10 protein-coding genes are annotated in these 16,162 nt (G+C 64.8%); all 10 read right to left on the reverse strand.

Features of this window, described 5'->3' with window-relative positions; translation table 11 throughout:
* Positions 1 to 6 precede the first annotated feature (6 nt).
* A complete protein-coding gene (locus EYW47_RS07070; RefSeq protein WP_133194118.1) occupies positions 7 to 1,248 on the reverse strand; it encodes an ABC transporter substrate-binding protein in 1,242 nt (413 codons plus the stop codon).
* A gap of 94 nt (positions 1,249 to 1,342) precedes the next feature.
* Positions 1,343 to 2,746, reverse strand: coding sequence for a GH1 family beta-glucosidase (locus EYW47_RS07075; protein WP_240763593.1), 1,404 nt, complete (start codon positions 2,744 to 2,746; stop codon positions 1,343 to 1,345).
* Between the two features lie 278 nt (positions 2,747 to 3,024).
* Positions 3,025 to 4,701, reverse strand: coding sequence for a SulP family inorganic anion transporter (locus EYW47_RS07080; protein ID WP_133194120.1), 1,677 nt, complete (start codon positions 4,699 to 4,701; stop codon positions 3,025 to 3,027).
* 219 nt (positions 4,702 to 4,920) lie between these two features.
* Entirely contained in the window at positions 4,921 to 6,651 is a 1,731-nt protein-coding gene (locus EYW47_RS07085; RefSeq protein ID WP_133194121.1) for a SpoVR family protein, read from the reverse strand.
* Entirely contained in the window at positions 6,648 to 7,916 is a 1,269-nt protein-coding gene (locus EYW47_RS07090; protein ID WP_133194122.1) for a YeaH/YhbH family protein, read from the reverse strand. Before EYW47_RS07090 ends, EYW47_RS07085 begins: the two co-directional genes overlap by 4 nt.
* Before the next feature lie 158 nt (positions 7,917 to 8,074).
* Positions 8,075 to 9,997 carry a PrkA family serine protein kinase gene (locus EYW47_RS07095; protein ID WP_133194123.1) on the reverse strand — a complete coding sequence of 641 codons (1,923 nt, stop codon included), beginning with the start codon at positions 9,995 to 9,997 and terminating at the stop codon, positions 8,075 to 8,077.
* Positions 9,998 to 10,753: 756 nt separating this feature from the next.
* Positions 10,754 to 11,515, reverse strand: coding sequence for a 2-keto-4-pentenoate hydratase (locus EYW47_RS07105; protein ID WP_133194125.1), 762 nt, complete (start codon positions 11,513 to 11,515; stop codon positions 10,754 to 10,756).
* Between the two features lie 395 nt (positions 11,516 to 11,910).
* On the reverse strand, positions 11,911 to 13,722 hold the full coding sequence (locus EYW47_RS07110; protein WP_133194126.1) for a methyl-accepting chemotaxis protein: 1,812 nt from the start codon (positions 13,720 to 13,722) through the stop codon (positions 11,911 to 11,913).
* A gap of 210 nt (positions 13,723 to 13,932) precedes the next feature.
* A complete protein-coding gene (gene rbsK, locus EYW47_RS07115) occupies positions 13,933 to 14,937 on the reverse strand; it encodes a ribokinase (RefSeq protein ID WP_165976513.1) in 1,005 nt (334 codons plus the stop codon).
* Positions 14,938 to 15,036: 99 nt separating this feature from the next.
* Positions 15,037 to 16,080, reverse strand: coding sequence for a LacI family DNA-binding transcriptional regulator (locus EYW47_RS07120; protein ID WP_133194127.1), 1,044 nt, complete (start codon positions 16,078 to 16,080; stop codon positions 15,037 to 15,039).
* Between the last annotated feature and the right edge of the window lie 82 nt (positions 16,081 to 16,162).

Genomic DNA, 16,162 nt, shown 5'->3' on the forward strand with positions numbered 1-16,162 from the left:
GGCCGCTCAGCTCTTGATCGCCGTGGCGAAAGCTTTTTGTGCATCATCGACCGACTGGTTCTTGTTCCAGAAGTTCGTGATGACGTCCTGAAGCGCGCCTTGCATGTCAGGTGAAATCAGCATCTCCGGGTTCGGCAACTGGCGCGACTTGTCCTTCATGATCGCCATGCCCTCCTTCGCGCAGACGTCGAAGCCCGAGGTGTCCACGTCCTGGCGGATCGGTATCGAGCCCTTTTTCTCGCTGAAGGCCGCCTGCGCCTTGGGCGAGGTCATGACCGTGGCGAGCAGTTGCTGCGCTTTCACGGCCTGCGGATTGTCGGTCTTCGGAAACACGAACGCATCGCCCGCGACCATGTACGGCGAATTGGCAAAGCCGGGGAAGCAGCCGAAATCCTTGCCCGCCACCTGGTTCGCATTGGAGAACTCACCCTTTGCCCAGTCGCCCATGATCTGCACGCCCGCCTTGCCCGAAATCACCAGCGCCGTTGCGTCGTTCCAGTTGCGGCCAGGCGAGCCAGGATCGACATAGTTGTGCAGACGCTTGAAAGTCATCAGCACGTTCTTGAACGCCGGCGAATTGACGGCATTCGTGTCGCGGTCGCGGTACACCTTCATGTAGAGATTGCGGTCCATGTCGGCAAAGATCGCGTCGAAGGTGATCTTCTCCTGCCACGGCTGGCCGCCGAGCGCTAGCGGAATCAGGCCCGCCGCCTTGAGCTTGTCGAGGTCGGCGAAGAGTTCGTCGAAGTTCTTCGGCTCGCTCGCGATGCCCGCTTTCGCGAACGCCGGCTTCGAATAGAAGAACCAGTCCTGCATGTGGATGTCCACAGGCGCTGCATAGAAGTGCCCGTTCACCTTGATCTGGTTGAGCACCGATTCGGGCAGGATGGCGTTCCAGTTCTCTTTGGCCGCCACGGTATCGACATTATTCAGGAGTCCCTGGTCGATGAGATCGTGGAACTGTTTGGATGTGTTGAATTGCGCCGCTGTAGGCGGCTCGCCGCCGACGATGCGGTTGATCGCCGTGGCACGCGCCTGGTCCGCGCCGGCAATCGCGTTGTCGACCCACTGGCCGCCCGCCTGGTCATAGGCTTGCGCGAATTGCCTGATGGCGGCCGATTCGCCACCCGAGGTCCACCAGTGAATCACGGTGGCCTTGAGCGGCGCGTCCGCTGCGTGGGCCACGACGGCGCCGGCCAGGGCCAGCGCCGCGACGATGCCGCGCAGGACGAGTGCGTGTTGCTTCATTGCGTCTCCTTGTCGACCAGAGTTAGCGCTTTAGCGCTTACTCTGGTCCCATGCAGAGCCCGGAATGCTCCGGTTTGTCTGCTAATCGATGAAGTCAAACTCGCGCGCCCCGCTCCGCGATGAAGCGCGCAATCAGTTCCGCGCTGCGCTTGGGTGTGCGCATTTGCGTGCCGTAGTCCACATGCACGACACCGAAGCGCCGCTCATAGCCGAACGCCCACTCGAAGTTATCGAGCAGCGACCACACGAAATAGCCGCGCACATCCACGCCCGCCTTGATCGCGGCATCGACGGCGGCTAGATGGCGCTTGAGGAACGAGATGCGCTGCGCATCGTCCACCTGTCCGTCACGTACCCGGTCGTCGGAGGCCATGCCGTTCTCGGTGATGTACACGGGCGGCAGGTTTTCATACGTTCGACGAAAACCCACAAGCAAATCGCGCAGACCGTCCGGATAGACCTCCCAGCCCATCTGCGTGCGCTCGACGCCGGCGAGCGGCACTTCGACGAAGCCGTGCGCGCCATCGCTTTTCACATGGGTCCGGAAATAGTAGTTGATGCCGAGGAAGTCGAGCGGTGCGGCAATCGTCTGCATGTCGCCGTCCAGCACGAGCGGCTCGGTGCCCGGCCACAGCTCGAACAGTTCGGCCGGATACTCGCCCTTGAAGAGCGGATCGAGAATCCAGGCGTTGTGCTGGACTTCGAAGCGGCGCGCGGCGGTGCGGTCGGCGGGCGAGTCCGAATCCGGCGTGCCACGCCCGACGTTCGCGACAATGCCCTTGGCCGAGTGCGGATCGTTCGCGCGCAGCGCCGCAACAGCAAGCCCGTGGCCCAGCAGCAGATGATGCATGGCCTGAGTCGCATAGCGCGCTTGCGCGAGGCCCGGCGCGTGATGGCCGTTGCCATAGCCGAGATACGCCGAGCACCACGGTTCGTTGAGCGTCATCCACGCGTCGACGAGGCCCGAGAATTCGCGGCTCATGAGATCGGCGTAGTCGGCGAACCGATACGCGGTGTCGCGGTTGAGCCAGCCGCCGCGGTCTTGCAGATGCTGCGGCAAGTCCCAGTGATAGAGCGTCGCAAAGGTCTGGATGCCCTTCTCCTTCAGGCGCTCCAGCAAGCGCCTGTAGAAGCCGATGCCCTTCGCGTTGGGACGGCCCGACGCGTCCATCACGCGTGGCCAGGCGATCGAGAAGCGATAGGCCTCGAAATTCAGCGCTTCGAGCAGATCGAGGTCGCCTTCCCAGCGGTGGTAGTGGTCGCAGGCCACGGCGCCCGTGTCGCCTGCGAGCACTTTGCCGGGTGTGGCGCTGAAGGTGTCCCAGATCGAAGGCAGCCGGCCGTCTTCGGCCACGGCGCCTTCGATCTGGTACGACGCGGTGGCCGCGCCTAGCAGGAAATCGCGCCGCCACAGCGCGGAATCGGGCGACGGCGTGAAGGCGTCGCCTTCGAGCGTGGCGCTCGGGGCGGTCGGGGCGGCGTGTGGCGAAGCGGCGATATCGTGTGTCACGAAAGCTCCTGCGCGAGGACCGCGAGCCGGGTGTTGCTGCAACCCGCCGGCGGCGGAGTGGAAGCGCTTCCACAGCGCTTGAGGCGCACAATATCAGCCGCGAAATCCCGCGGGCAATCCGGGTTTCTCTGGAGGCTTTGAAGTCGTTCCTGCCCAGCGCGCGAACTGCCGAAGAACTGCCATCGGGCAGCCGTCGGCAATGCGTCAGGCACACGCGCGAGGCGGCCACAGCGGGGCTCGCCCGCCGCGCGCTGCGTCAGGCTGCGTCACTCATCCGTGTGCGCGTCGAGATCGGGATGCACGGCCGCAAGGGCCTCGTGCAGCGTCGTGTAGATGTTCTCCGCGCCCACCACGGGCGTAATGCCGTGCCGATCCATGTCCGCGCGCAGGTATCGGTTGACCCGCCCGAGTATCACTTTGATGCCGCGCTTGCGCAGCGACTCGCATAGTTCGTTGACCGAACGGCCTGCCGAATAATCGACATCGGTGATCGCGCCCGCATCGATCACGAGCGAGTGAACGGGTGCCGGCGCACCGTCGATCAGGCCCCGCACCTCGTCGACGAAAAGATGATCGTTGGCGTAGAAGAGGTCTGCGCCGAAGCGGTAAACGATGAGCCCGGGCGCGGTCACGAGACCCGCGTGCGCGGGCACGGGCATCCAGCGGCCCGCGTCATTGGGCTCGAGCACCATCGTGTGCGGCCGGTAGCTGTGGCGCACGTGGCGCAGCAACGAGAGCGCGATCGCAATGAGGATGCCGTTCTCCACGCCGATCACGACCACGGAGATCGCGGTGGTCATGGCGAGGCGGAACTCGCCGCGGCTCTCACGGCGAATGTCGATCAACTGGCCGATATGCACGAGCCCGACAGCAATCGTGAACACGATCGCTGCCAGCACGCAGCGCGGCAGATATTGCAGCCAGTGGCTGAAGAACAGCAGCACGACCACGACGACGCCCGCGAACACGAGCTGCGCGAACTGGCTGCGCGCGCCGGCCTGCTCGCCCATGGCCGTTTGCGTCGGGCTGCCGTTCACGACGAAGGCGCCGCTCAGCGATGCCGCCGCGTTCGCCGCGGCGAGGCCCAGCAGATTCTGGTCTTCGTCCACGCGCTCGCCGTAGCGCTCGGCAAAAGCGCGGCTCGTCGCAGCGCTCTGCGCGACGATGATGACGAAGCACGAGGCCGCCACCTGCAGCAAATCGATCATCTCAAACCAGCCGACGGCCGGAAACGTAATATGCGGCAGCCCCCCTTGCACCGGCCCGGTCACGGCGATGCCGTGGCCCGCGAAATCGAACATGGCGCTCGCGGCAATGCCGCCGATCACCGCAACCAGCGCCACCGGCCAGCCCGGCCTCAAGCGCTTGAAGAGGAGAATCACCGCGACCACGAATGCGGCAATGGCAAGCGTCTGCCAGTGAATGGCGGAAAACTGCATGACGATCTGCTTGATCTGCAGGACGGTGCGCCGCGAGGTGAACGGGATGCCGAGCATGTCGCCGAGCATGGCCACGCCCACCTGCACGCCCACGCCGGTGAGAAAACCCACCAGCACCGTGCGCGAGAGAAAGTCGGCGAGAAAGCCCAGCCGGAAGATGCGGGCGAGCAGCAGAAGGACCGCCGTGAGCAGCGCAGTCATGCCGGCCAGCGCGACATATTCGGCGCTCGAAGGCGCCGCCATAGCGGAGAGCTTGCTCGCGAAGATGGTGGCCGTGGCCGAATCCGCGGCCACCACGAGGTGGCGCGAAGCGCCAAAGAGTGCGAACGCAATCAGTGGCAGGAAGCCCGTATAGATGCCGGTGACGGCCGGCATGCCGGCAATGCGCGCATAGCCGAGCAGTTGCGGGATGTTCATCGACGCGAGCAGCACGCCCGCTTTCGCGTCGCGCAAAGCCCCGGCGCGGTTGAGCGGCCGCACGCCGCTGAACAGGTCAAACGCCATGACGGCTTCCTTTCGATTGTTGCATCCGCATAGGTTCCTGAATGATCGATACGTTATACGAGGCGGGATAGCGCCGTATCTTAGCGCGGCATGGCGCGTTCGTTCAGGGCCGCTTGCAATGCTGAAATCAAAGCGAAAGGCACGCTGCGCGACAACAAGAAAAAGGCCAGCGCGCTGGCTGGCCTTCGGTGGCAATGCCAATTGGCGAAAGCGTGGGCGTTACACCCGCACGGGCGGCGGCACGTAACGGCATTCGTAGCGCTTCCTGACCGTGCCGTTCTCGTCGACGCTTTCCAGATACACGTCGAACTGCCACAGCCGCGCCATGTGCCGCAGCACTTCGTCGGTGTCGCCCGACAGGTGGCGGTTATCGCTCATGAAGTGGCGCAGCGTGAGACTGCGGTCGCCGCGCGTGTTCACCGACCACACCTGAATGTTGGGCTCGCGGTGATGCATGTCATACTGCCGCGAGAGGGCTTGGCGCACGTACTGGTAGCCGCTTTCGTCATGGATGGCGGAGACTTCGAGCGCGTCGCGCATGTCGTCGTCGAGCACCGAGAACAGGCGCATTTCGCGGATCAGATGCGGCGACAAATACTGCGCGACAAAGCTCTCATCCTTGAAGTTGCGCATCGCGTAGTGCAGCGCCTTGAGCCACGGGCTGCCGGCAAGCTCCGGGAACCATTTGCGGTCTTCTTCCGTGGGGTTTTCGCAGATGCGGCGAATGTCGCTCATCATCGAAAAGCCCAGTGCGTACGGATTGATCCCGCTGTAGTAGTGCTTGGTGACCGGCGGCTGATAGACCACATTGCTGTGCGAGTGCAGGAACTCCATCATGAAGCCGTCTTCGAGCTTGCCCTGCGCATACAGCGTGTTGAGCAGCGTGTAATGCCAGAACGTGGCCCAGCCCTCGTTCATCACCTGAGTCTGGCGTTGCGGATAGAAGTACTGACCCACCTTGCGCACGATGCGGATGACTTCGCGCTCCCAGGGCTCGAGCAGCGGCGAGTTCTTTTCGGCGAAGTACAGCAGGTTTTCCTGCGGCTCGGGCGGAAAGCGTTCGTCGACTTCCTCGGCAATGGGCTGCTGCGTCTTCGGCAGCGTGCGCCACAGTTCGTTGACCTGAGATTGCAGATACGCTGCGCGCTCGCGGCGTAGCGCGGCCTCGCGCTCGAGCGAGAGCTTCTGCGGCCGCTTGTAGCGGTCCACGCCGTAATTCATGAGCGCGTGGCACGAGTCGAGCAGTTCCTCCACGCGGTCCAGACCGAAGCGCTCCTCGCATTCGGCAATGTAGTTCTTCGCGTAGACGAGGTAGTCGATGATCGCGTGCGCGTCCGTCCAGAGCTTGAAGAGATAGTTGCCCTTGAAGAACGAGTTGTGTCCGTACGCCGCGTGCGCGATGACGAGCGCCTGCATCGTCATCGTGTTCTCTTCCATCAGATACGCAATGCACGGATTCGAATTGATGACGATCTCATAGGCGAGACCCATCTGGCCCCGGCGATAGCTTTTCTCGGTGGAGAGAAAGTGCTTGCCGAACGACCAGTGGCGATAATTGACCGGCATGCCGACCGACGCATAGGCGTCCATCATCTGCTCGGCGCTGATCAGCTCGAGCTGGATCGGATACACGTCCAGCTCGTATTGCTCTGCAACATGCGAGATATGCGTGTCGTATTCTTCGATCAGCTCGAAGGTCCAGTCGGATGGGCACGGCAACGGCCGTCTGTCGGCTACGTTCATATGCAATTCCCTGGTTTCCGGAAGCCGGGGTTCAGGGAGGTCATGGTCGGGGAGCCCGTGCGCGTCTGGGCGCGCCGGCTCGGCCGGGTGTCCCCCCCGTTTTGCGGCGGCCTCGTGATCGCCGTGCTGTCCTTTCCCGTGGCCGCCGGTCTTGCGGCGCTCCGGCTGATAGCCGCGCGCCTCGTTGTGCAGGTGGCGTGTCGTCATGAAGTCTCCACCTGCTTTTCGAAAAGCTCTCGGAACACCGGGTAGATGTCCGCCGCGTTGTCCACCTTCTTCATCGCCAGATGCTGCTCGCTAAGCGCCAGCTGCGCATATTCGAGCCAGAGGTTCTGCTCCTCCGGCGTCACTTGAATATAGGCAAAATAACGCACCTGAGGCAGGATGTCATCCGCGAGAAGCTTGCGGCACTTCGGCGAATCGTCGGTCCAATTGTCGCCGTCCGAGGCCTGTGCCCCGTAAATGTTCCATTCGCTCGGCGAATAACGGTCCTCGATCACCTTCTTCATGAGCTCCAGCGCGCTCGACACGACCGTGCCGCCGCTTTCCGTCGAATGAAAGAAGGTGTCCTCGTCCACTTCCTCGGCGCGCGTGTGGTGGCGGATGAAGACCACCTCGATTTTCTCGTAATTGCGCTTGAGGAACAGGTACAGCAGGATGAAGAAGCGCTTGGAGAGATCCTTGCGCTGCTCGTCCATCGACCCGGACACATCCATCAGACAAAACATCACGGCCTGGCTCGACGGCTGCGGCTGCTTTACGCGGTTCACGTAACGCAAGTCGAAGGGGTCGATGAACGGGATGCGCCAGATGCGCCCGCGCAAATGGTGGATCTGCTCCTCGAGCTGCTTGATGTCTTCGCGCCGGTCGGACGGATCGGCCATCAGCGCCTCGAGCTGCTCTTCGAGGTCGTGCAGCTCGTTGACGAGCGGCGCGCCCAGTGCGATGCGCCGGCCCAGTGCGCTCCTGAGCGAGCGCACCACGTCGATGTTGTTGGGCGTGCCCTCGGCGGCCCAGCCCGCGCGGATGCTCTTCCACGTGGGCACGGCCATCAGATGGGTCTTGATGAGGCGCGGCAGCTCGAGGTCGTCGAAGAAGTACTGCATGAACTCTTCGCGCGAGAGCTCGAACACGAAGTCGTCCTGACCTTCGCCCTCGTTGCTCGCCTGGCTGCCACCCCCGCCCCCGCCGCCTTGCGGACGCGGAATGCGGTCGCCGCGAATGTAGTCCTCGTTGCCGGGGTGCACCATTTCGCGCCGGCCGCCGGGGCCGTGCCGGAACGACGGCTCGGCAATGTCCTTGCGCGGGATGGTGATGCTCTGGTTGCTTTGGATGTCCTTGATGCTGCGGTCACGCACCGCTTCCGAGACGGCGTGACGAATATAGTTCTTCACACGGCGCAAAAAGCGCTCGCGATTGGCAATGCTCTTGTTCTTGCCGGCCAGCCTGCGGTCGATGATTTGATGAAGCACATCCAGTCTCCCGCTCACGTTTCGAATGGGCGAAGTGCGCAGTCTGGAATGCCACGTTCACTGACTCACGGCTTCGTGGCCTGCGCCCCGCCGGATTTCCTTTTTGCGCCGCCGCATGAAACCTGCGGCGGCGCAGCAGGAAGGTATTGCTTCTGCGCTCATGACGACTTGCGCACCCGCAGATACCAGTCGCAGAGCAACCGGACCTGCTTGGGCGTGTAGCCCTTCGCCACCATGCGGTTGACGAAGTCTTCATGCTTGCGCTGCTCTTCCGCCGATCCCTTTGCATTGAACGAGATGACCGGCAAAAGTTCTTCCGTGTTCGAGAACATTTTCTTCTCGATCACCACGCGCAGCTTCTCGTAGCTGATCCATGCCGGGTTCTTGCCGGCATTGGCCGCGCGCGCGCGCAGCACGAAGTTCACGATCTCGTTGCGGAAGTCCTTCGGGTTGCTGATGCCCGCGGGCTTCTCGATCTTCTCCAGCTCCGCGTTCAGCGCTGCGCGGTCGAAGCTCTCGCCCGTGTCGTGGTCGCGGAACTCCTGATCCTGAATCCAGAAGTCGGCGTACGTGACATAGCGATCGAAGATGTTCTGCCCGTATTCGGAATACGATTCGAGGTAAGCGGTCTGGATCTCCTTGCCGATGAACTCGGCGTAGCGCGACGCCAACACGTCCTTCACAAACGAGAGATACTTCTGCTCGGTCTCCGGCGGGAACTGCTCGCGTTCGATCTGCTGCTCGAGCACGTACATGAGGTGCACCGGATTCGCGGCCACTTCAGTCGAATCGAAGTTGAACACGCGCGAGAGGATCTTGAACGCGAAGCGCGTGGAGACCCCGGCCATGCCCTCGTCCACACCGGCGAAGTCGCGGTATTCCTGATACGACTTCGCCTTCGGATCGGTGTCCTTGAGATTTTCCCCGTCGTAGACCTGCATCTTCGAGAACAGGCTCGAGTTCTCCGGCTCCTGCAAACGCGTGAGCACCGAGAACTGCGACATCATCTTGAGCGTGCCCGGTGCGCAAACCGACTCGGCGAGGGACGAGTTGCGCAGGAGCTTCTCGTAGATCTTCATCTCTTCCGAATAACGCAGGCAGTACGGCACCTTCACGACAAAAATACGGTCGAGCAAGGCCTCATTGTTGCGGTTATTGCGGAACGCCTTCCACTCCGACTCGTTCGAGTGCGCGAGGATGATGCCGTTGAACGGAATCGCGCCGAACCCTTCGGTGCCCTTGAAGTTGCCTTCCTGGGTGGCCGTGAGCAGCGGGTGCAGGACCTTGATCGGCGCCTTGAACATTTCGACGAATTCGAGCAAGCCCTGATTCGCGAGGCACAGGCCACCGGAATAGCTGTACGCGTCCGCGTCGTCCTGGGCGTATTGCTCGAGCTTGCGGATGTCGACCTTGCCGACGAGCGAGGAAATGTCCTGATTGTTCTCGTCGCCCGGCTCCGTCTTCGCGATGCCGATCTGCCGCAGGATCGACGGATAGCGGCGCACCACGCGGAACTTGCGGATGTCGCCGTTGAATTCGTGCAGACGCTTGACCGCCCACGGGCTCAGGATGCTCTTCAGATACCGGCGCGGAATGCCGTACTGTTCTTCGAGGATGGGACCATCCTCGTCATAGTCGAACAGACCGAGCGGCGACTCGTTCACGGGCGAGCCCTTGATCGAGTAAAGCGGCACGCGCTCCATGAGCTGCTTGAGCCGTTCCGCTATGGAAGACTTGCCGCCGCCTACCGGGCCCAGCAAATAGAGGATCTGCTTCTTCTCTTCGAGACCCTGCGCCGCGTGGCGGAAGTACGCGACGACCTGCTCGATCACGTCTTCCATGCCATAGAACTCGCGGAACGCGGGATAAACCTTGATCACCTTGTTCGCAAAGATGCGCGACAGGCGCGGATCGATGCGAGTGTCGATCTGTTCTGGTTCCCCGATTGCCGTCAGCATGCGTTCGCCAGCCGTGGCGTACGCACTGGGATCTTCTTTGCAGAGCGCGAGATACTCCTCGAGCGAGAACTCTTCTTCTCGCGTTTTTTCGAAGCGGGTCGCGAAGCTGCTGTAGATATCCATGCTACCTCCTCGCCGAGATCTGCGACCGATGTCGTGCGCGGCGCGCTATTCGGAAACGACATCGCTCGAATTCATCCTAAACCTTTTCGAATTTTTTTTCACACAAAAATCGCGCCTGATTGAAGGTTCAAATTTGAACCCTTGGAGCCTGGCGGGGTACGCCGTACAATCTTTCTCCTCTCACGCAATTTTCAAGCCGCACGCGCATGCACAAGCGCCGTACTTCGACGCTCGAACGGCGAGTCCGCAGCTAATCCAGCCTGTACCCAACTTCGCCGTACCCCTTCGGCGATGCTCGTCGCTTCATCATAGAACGCATGGCCTCGCAAGCCGTGCACAGAGCGCAACGCATACTTGTAACGCCGTGTTTGTAACAGCACATGCGCTGCCGTCGCGTGCATGCATCGACGATCTTTTTCTCGTTTTACAGGTCGTATGCACGCACGTCGGTGAGTTGGCGCGCATTCGCACATGAGCCAACGCCCGGCCGCGCTGTCCCTTTCGTCAGTAGTGGCTTTCCCGTGGCTCGAATGGGTATTGCGCGGACGTTGCAAAAAGCATCGCCGTCCCTATTCATCGTTTCAATTTACGCCTGCGAATATGGCACGCGTGACAGGTTGCGCAGACGATCGCTTCTCATGTGCGCCTTCGCGCCAACGAAAACGGCCGTCGCGCGCAATGCGTGACGGCCGTCGATCTCACATGGAGGCCGAAGCGTGGTGCGGCCCCTGCATGGAAGCCGCCGGCGCACGGTGCTCAGACGAACTCGATCTCGACCTCGCCTAGCCCATCGATATGGCCGTGCAGCAGGCCCGCTCCCTCGATGCGGTGCGCCCCTACGTAGGAACCCGTGGTGATGGTCCACTCGGGCTCGATGGTGATCCCCATCGCGGCGCAATGGTTGACGAACCAGACCAGCAGCTCGCGCGGATCGCCTGCCGGATTGCCCGCCATTTCCGGCACGAGCGAGACGCCGTCGAAGGCGAGCTCGAGCTCGGGAGCGACGAAGTCGAGCGCCCGCGCGAGCGCCCCGTACGGCTGCGCATGGCCGGTCACGAGCGCGCCATTGTTCTGCGCGTCGGCGAGCTGCGCGAGCGGCGCGACGTTTGGCCATTCGGCGAAGCGGCTGTCGACGATTTCGATGGCGGGAAGAATTTGTCCGACGAGCGCGAGCACCTCGTCGCGCGCATAGGCGTCGGCGCGCGGCGCGATCGGCTCGGCGAAGCGAAAGGCGATCTCGAGCTCAACGAGCACCCGGAAGAACGACTGGCGCTCGACGCGCGTGGGCGAGGCGTGCACGTGCGTGGCCGCGATCGGGGCGCCGGAAACCGGGCCACCGGGTGTGCGCGCGCCGATCTTCCAGCCGCCCGTGCGCGTGCCCAGCCCGGCGAGCACGGCCTGCTGGATTGCATAAGCCGTGGCCGCGTCGGGCGGCAGGCACTCGGGCGCCAGCGTCTCGATCATCTGATGGCGGCGGCGCGCCGCCACGAGGCGCTGCGCGAGATCGTCACGTGTCATGTCTGGGTCCTTTCCTGGAGTTCGTGCGCCGGCAGCGCAGGTCTCTCGCGTTCAGCCGGCATGTTTGCGTCATGTCGCGCCATGGCAATGCGGTGCGTGTTGCACTGCGAAGCGCCTCGCCCAGGCGCTTCGGCTTCGCGGGAGCGTCCCGCTGCGCCCGGACCTGCCGCGCGCTTGCGGTGCGTGGCGCGTCAGATTGGCTTCGGCACCGAAGCGCAGCGCAGTGTACCGTGCGACCCCGTCCGCGCGCGTGACAAGTTTCACAATGTACCGTAACCGGCATCGCACCGCGCATGCATTGGCCTTGTGGCCAGAAATAACGCCGCTGCACCCGCGCGGGGCGGATACGGCCATGGCGGCTCGCGCGACGTGCATGAAGACGCCGCAGCCTTGCGTCAGAAGGTTTCCCAGTCGTCGTTTGATCCGGCCACCGCTGTGGCCGCCGAAGTCGGCACCGATGTGGTGCTTGCGGCTGCGCGTGCAGGCACGCTCGCAGCCAGGCGGGTCGTGGCGAGCGCGGGCCTGCGCGGCGCAGGCGCCGCGACGCGCACAGCGGACTTCGCGGCCGGGCGCGCGATGGGCTGCGCGCCGACGGGCGGCATATTGGGCTCGATTACGGCCTGCGAACTCGCACGCTTTGCGGTTTGCACCGCCGGCGGCGCGTGGGAATCGTCGACGTTGAAAACGGCGACAGCGGCGCGCAGCCGGCTCGCCTGGTCTTCGAGCGACTGCGCCGCGGCGGCGGCCTCTTCCACGAGTGCCGCGTTCTGCTGGGTGACTTCGTCCATCTGCGTGACGGCGCGCGCCACCTGGTCGATGCCGCTCGACTGCTCCTGCGAGGCCGCCGCGATCTCGCCCATGATGTCGGTCACGCGCTGCACCGCGCCAATGATCTCCGCCATCGTGCGGCCCGCCTCGTCGACGAGCGCCGAGCCCGCGTGCACGCGCTCGACCGAGGTGTCGATGAGCCCCTTGATCTCCTTGGCCGCCGCCGACGAACGCTGCGCGAGGCTGCGCACCTCGCCCGCCACGACCGCGAAGCCGCGCCCCTCCTCGCCCGCGCGAGCCGCTTCCACGGCCGCGTTGAGCGCGAGAATGTTGGTCTGAAAGGCGATGCCCTCGATGATCGAGATGATGTCGGCAATCTTCGCCGAGCTCTCGTTGATCTCGCCCATCGTGCCCACCACCTCGCTCACGACCCGGCTGCCCTTGTTAGCGATATCCGAGGCGCTGGCGGCCAGCGCGCTCGCCTGGCGGGCGTTCTCGGCGTTCTGCTTCACGGTTCCGGTGAGCTCCTCCATGCTGGACGCGGTTTCCTGCAGCGCCGAGGCCTGCTCCTCCGTGCGCGACGAGAGATCGATGTTGCCGGCCGCGATCTGGCGCGTGGCCGTGGCGATCGCCTCGGTGCCCATGCGCACCGAGCGCACGGTGTCGCCGAGGCTGTGCTGCATGCGCGCGACGCCGCCGAGCAGCTCGCCCATCTCGTCGCGCGTGCGCACCACGACGGGGCGGCGCAGATCGCCCGCGGCGATCGCGGAGAAGGCGCCGAGCGCCTCGCGAAGTGGTTCCGAGATCGCGCGGCGCAGCGTGAGAAACGAAAGCACCGCAGCGCCGATGCCGATCAAAAGCGCCGCGATGGCTGCGATGCGCAACGCGCCGAATGCCGACTCCGCGTCGTTGAAGCCTGCTCGCGCGAGCGTGTCCTGCAGTTTGTCGAGCGCAAGATCGGCCTGCGAAAGCGCGCTGTATGCGCTCTGCAGCGCGTTGGCGCCGCCAATCACCTTGCTCTGGTCGCCCGCGGCGATGGCGGCGGAAAAACCGTCAGCGGCCTGCTGAAACGCCGTGCGGCGCTCGCCGACGTCTTGCATGAGACGCACTTCCTCCTGCTCGCGCGGCAAGCTCAGGTACTTCTTCCAGTAATCGTCCGAGACGCCGCGCAGCATGCGCGCACGCGCGAGCGTGGCGGCCACGTCGGGCGTGCCGATCTGGAACGCGGCGCGGTCGAGCGCGAGCCGCTCGCGCGCCGCATAGATCTCGGCCATGTTCACGGCATGGCTGCTCGGCATCTGATTGGTGTAGGTCGCGCGATATGCCTCGTTCGAGCGCGTCAGGCCGAACAGCCCCACCGCGCTGATGGCGACGATGAGCGCCGCCAGGAAACCCATCGTGAGGCCGATGCGCGCCTTGATGCTGATGCCGTTGTTCATTGCTCTCCCGTGCTTGCCGTGAAGCGGCTTGCTGCGCTCCAGATTGCGGGCTGCTGCCCTGAATGGGTTTACGGCAAACGTTTGGGAGGCTTGAAATTATTATATGGTGTGAAGAATTGGGCGAGATTCCTGACGAATAAATTACAACCCCTGGATGACGCGCGGGCGCTCCGCCCAACGCGAAGGCGCACCGGGTCCAGGGGCTCCGTTTCAGCGCCCCATGTCCTCCAGCCGAGGAATGGACGGTTGCGCGCCTGCGCGCGTCACGGAGATCGAAGCCGCGCGCAGCGCGAACTGGATCGCCTGTGTGGGCGCCTCGCCGGCGGCGAGCCGGGCGGCCAGGGCGCCGATGAACGTGTCGCCGGCCGCCGTCGTGTCGAGCGCGGCCACCTTGGGCGCGGGCCAGTGCACGGGCGAAGGCGCGCCCGCCGCGTCCGATGCCTGCGCGCCCCCCTCACCCAGCAGCGCGCAGACCCCCTGCGCGCCGAGCGTCACCAGCACGTTGCGCGCCCCCGCGCGATGCAGCGCCAGCGCGGCGTGCGCGGCGTCCTCGGGTGTGGCGAGCGGCAGGCCCGTGAGCGTCGCGGCTTCGAGTTCGTTGGGAACGAGGTAATCGATGAGCGGCAGCCACTCGGCCGGCAGCGGGCCGGTGGCCGGCGCGGGATTGAGGATGGTGGTCTTGCCGAGCCGGCGCGCGGCGGCGAGCGCCGCGTGCACCGCGGCGGGCGGCGTCTCCAGCTGGCAGACGACGACGTCGGCGGCCGCGAGCGCCGCCTCGTGGCGCGCGAGCGTTGCGGGCGTCACTTCACCGTTGCTGCCCGCCACGATCACGATGGCGTTCTGGCTCGCGTCGTCGACGACGATCAGCGCCACGCCGGTCGGTGCCTGCGGCGCGGTATCGAGCGCGCCGCAATCGATGCCTTCGGCAAGGAGCCCTGCGCGCAGCAGCTCGCCGTTGGCGTCGGCGCCCACGCAGCCGATCATGGCCACCCGCGCGCCAAGACGCGCCGCCGCGACCGCCTGGTTGCCGCCCTTGCCGCCCGCCACCTGCGCAAAGGCACTGCCCGCGAGCGTCTCGCCCGGGCGCGGCAGGCGCGGCGCGCGCGCGACGAGATCCATGTTCAGGCTGCCGACTACCGCAACGCGGCCGCGCGCCGTGTTGGCGTCGTGCCGGGCATGGTCTTGGGTGCCGGCTTGCGCCGCCGTTTGCGTCACTGAGCGCCGGGTTTCGTCAATCGCCACTTCGTTTGCCTCCTGTGCAAGATCCAGTCGGCCGATTATGCACGCGCTCGTGCACGCGATTCAGACCGCGCTTCAGGCCGCACGCGTCGCCGGCTTACAGGCGCCGCACCACGGCGCGGTGGATTCGCGCGGCAAGAGTTGCGGCGCCATCACGCGCCGCAGCACCGTTGCGTCGTTGCGCTCATGCCCGGGTGCGCCAATCCGCTCGATCAGCGTGAGCGCCGCCATCTCGCCGAGTGCTCGCGCCGGCTGGCCGACCGTCGAGAGCGCGGGCCAGGTGAACTGGCCGAGCTCGATGTCGTCGAAGCCGATGATCGAGCAGTCGGCGGGCACCCGCAGGCCGCGCTCGGCGGCCGCGCGCAGCGCCCCGATGCCCATCATGTCGTTGCCGGCGAAGATCGCGCTGGGGCGCACGGTGTCGAACAGTTGCGCCGCGGCGCGGTAGCCGCCCGTGCCCGAGAAGTCGGCCTCGACGATCGCACCCGGCGCGATCTCGACGCCGCGCTCGGCCATCGCGCGCAGGAAGCCGTGCATGCGCATCGCGGCCACTGCCGCGCTGACCGGCCCCGTGATGCAGCCGATCCGCGAGTGCCCGAGCTCGAGCAAATGGCGCGTCGCGAGCCATGCGCCGCGTTCGTGGTCGATCTGCACGAGATCGGCGTTCAGGCCTTCGATGTTGCGGTCCACCACGACGATCGGCTCGCGCGTTTCGCCAAGCGTCGCCGCGAGCACGGCATCGTCGCCCGCCGACGCCACGATCAGCCCGTCGATGCGCTTTTCCTGCAGCACGCGCAGATAGTTGCGCTGCTTGAGCGGATCGTCATCGGAATTGCAGAAGAACACGCAGTAGCCCTTCTGCGCGCAGCCGTCCTCGACGCCGCGCGCGAGCTCCGCGTAGTACGGATTCGTACCGTTGGGCACCACGAGCCCGATCGTCGCCGTCGAGCGCGCCTTGAGCGAGCGCGCGACCGCCGACGGCACGTAGTTGAGGTCGCGAATCGCCTGCTCGACCTTGGCCCGCACGTCCGCCGACACCGGCCGCGAATTGTTCACGACATGCGACACCGTCGTGAAAGACACCCCCGCCACGGCGGCCACATCTTTGATCGTCGCCATCTTTGCTGTTGCTCCTGCTTCGTCCTGCTCGTTTTCTACTGCTGCCGCCGCACGGCCGCGCCTCTTTTTTGTTATTGGAGGC

This window comes from Paraburkholderia silviterrae, from assembly GCF_004353915.1.
GTDB classification, from domain to species: Bacteria; Pseudomonadota; Gammaproteobacteria; order Burkholderiales; family Burkholderiaceae; genus Paraburkholderia; species Paraburkholderia silviterrae.

What these genes read in the sequence shown, in the direction of transcription:
- EYW47_RS07095 (WP_133194123.1), bottom strand. Translation starts at nt 9,997, where the DNA reads ATGGATATCTACAGCAGCTTCGCGACCCGCTTCGAAAAAACGCGAGAA.
- EYW47_RS07085 (WP_133194121.1), bottom strand. Translation starts at nt 6,651, where the DNA reads ATGACGACACGCCACCTGCACAACGAGGCGCGCGGCTATCAGCCGGAG.
- EYW47_RS07105 (WP_133194125.1), bottom strand. Translation starts at nt 11,515, where the DNA reads ATGACACGTGACGATCTCGCGCAGCGCCTCGTGGCGGCGCGCCGCCGC.
- EYW47_RS07080 (WP_133194120.1), bottom strand. Translation starts at nt 4,701, where the DNA reads ATGGCGTTTGACCTGTTCAGCGGCGTGCGGCCGCTCAACCGCGCCGGG.
- EYW47_RS07070 (WP_133194118.1), bottom strand. Translation starts at nt 1,248, where the DNA reads ATGAAGCAACACGCACTCGTCCTGCGCGGCATCGTCGCGGCGCTGGCC.
- EYW47_RS07120 (WP_133194127.1), bottom strand. Translation starts at nt 16,080, where the DNA reads ATGGCGACGATCAAAGATGTGGCCGCCGTGGCGGGGGTGTCTTTCACG.
- EYW47_RS07110 (WP_133194126.1), bottom strand. Translation starts at nt 13,722, where the DNA reads ATGAACAACGGCATCAGCATCAAGGCGCGCATCGGCCTCACGATGGGT.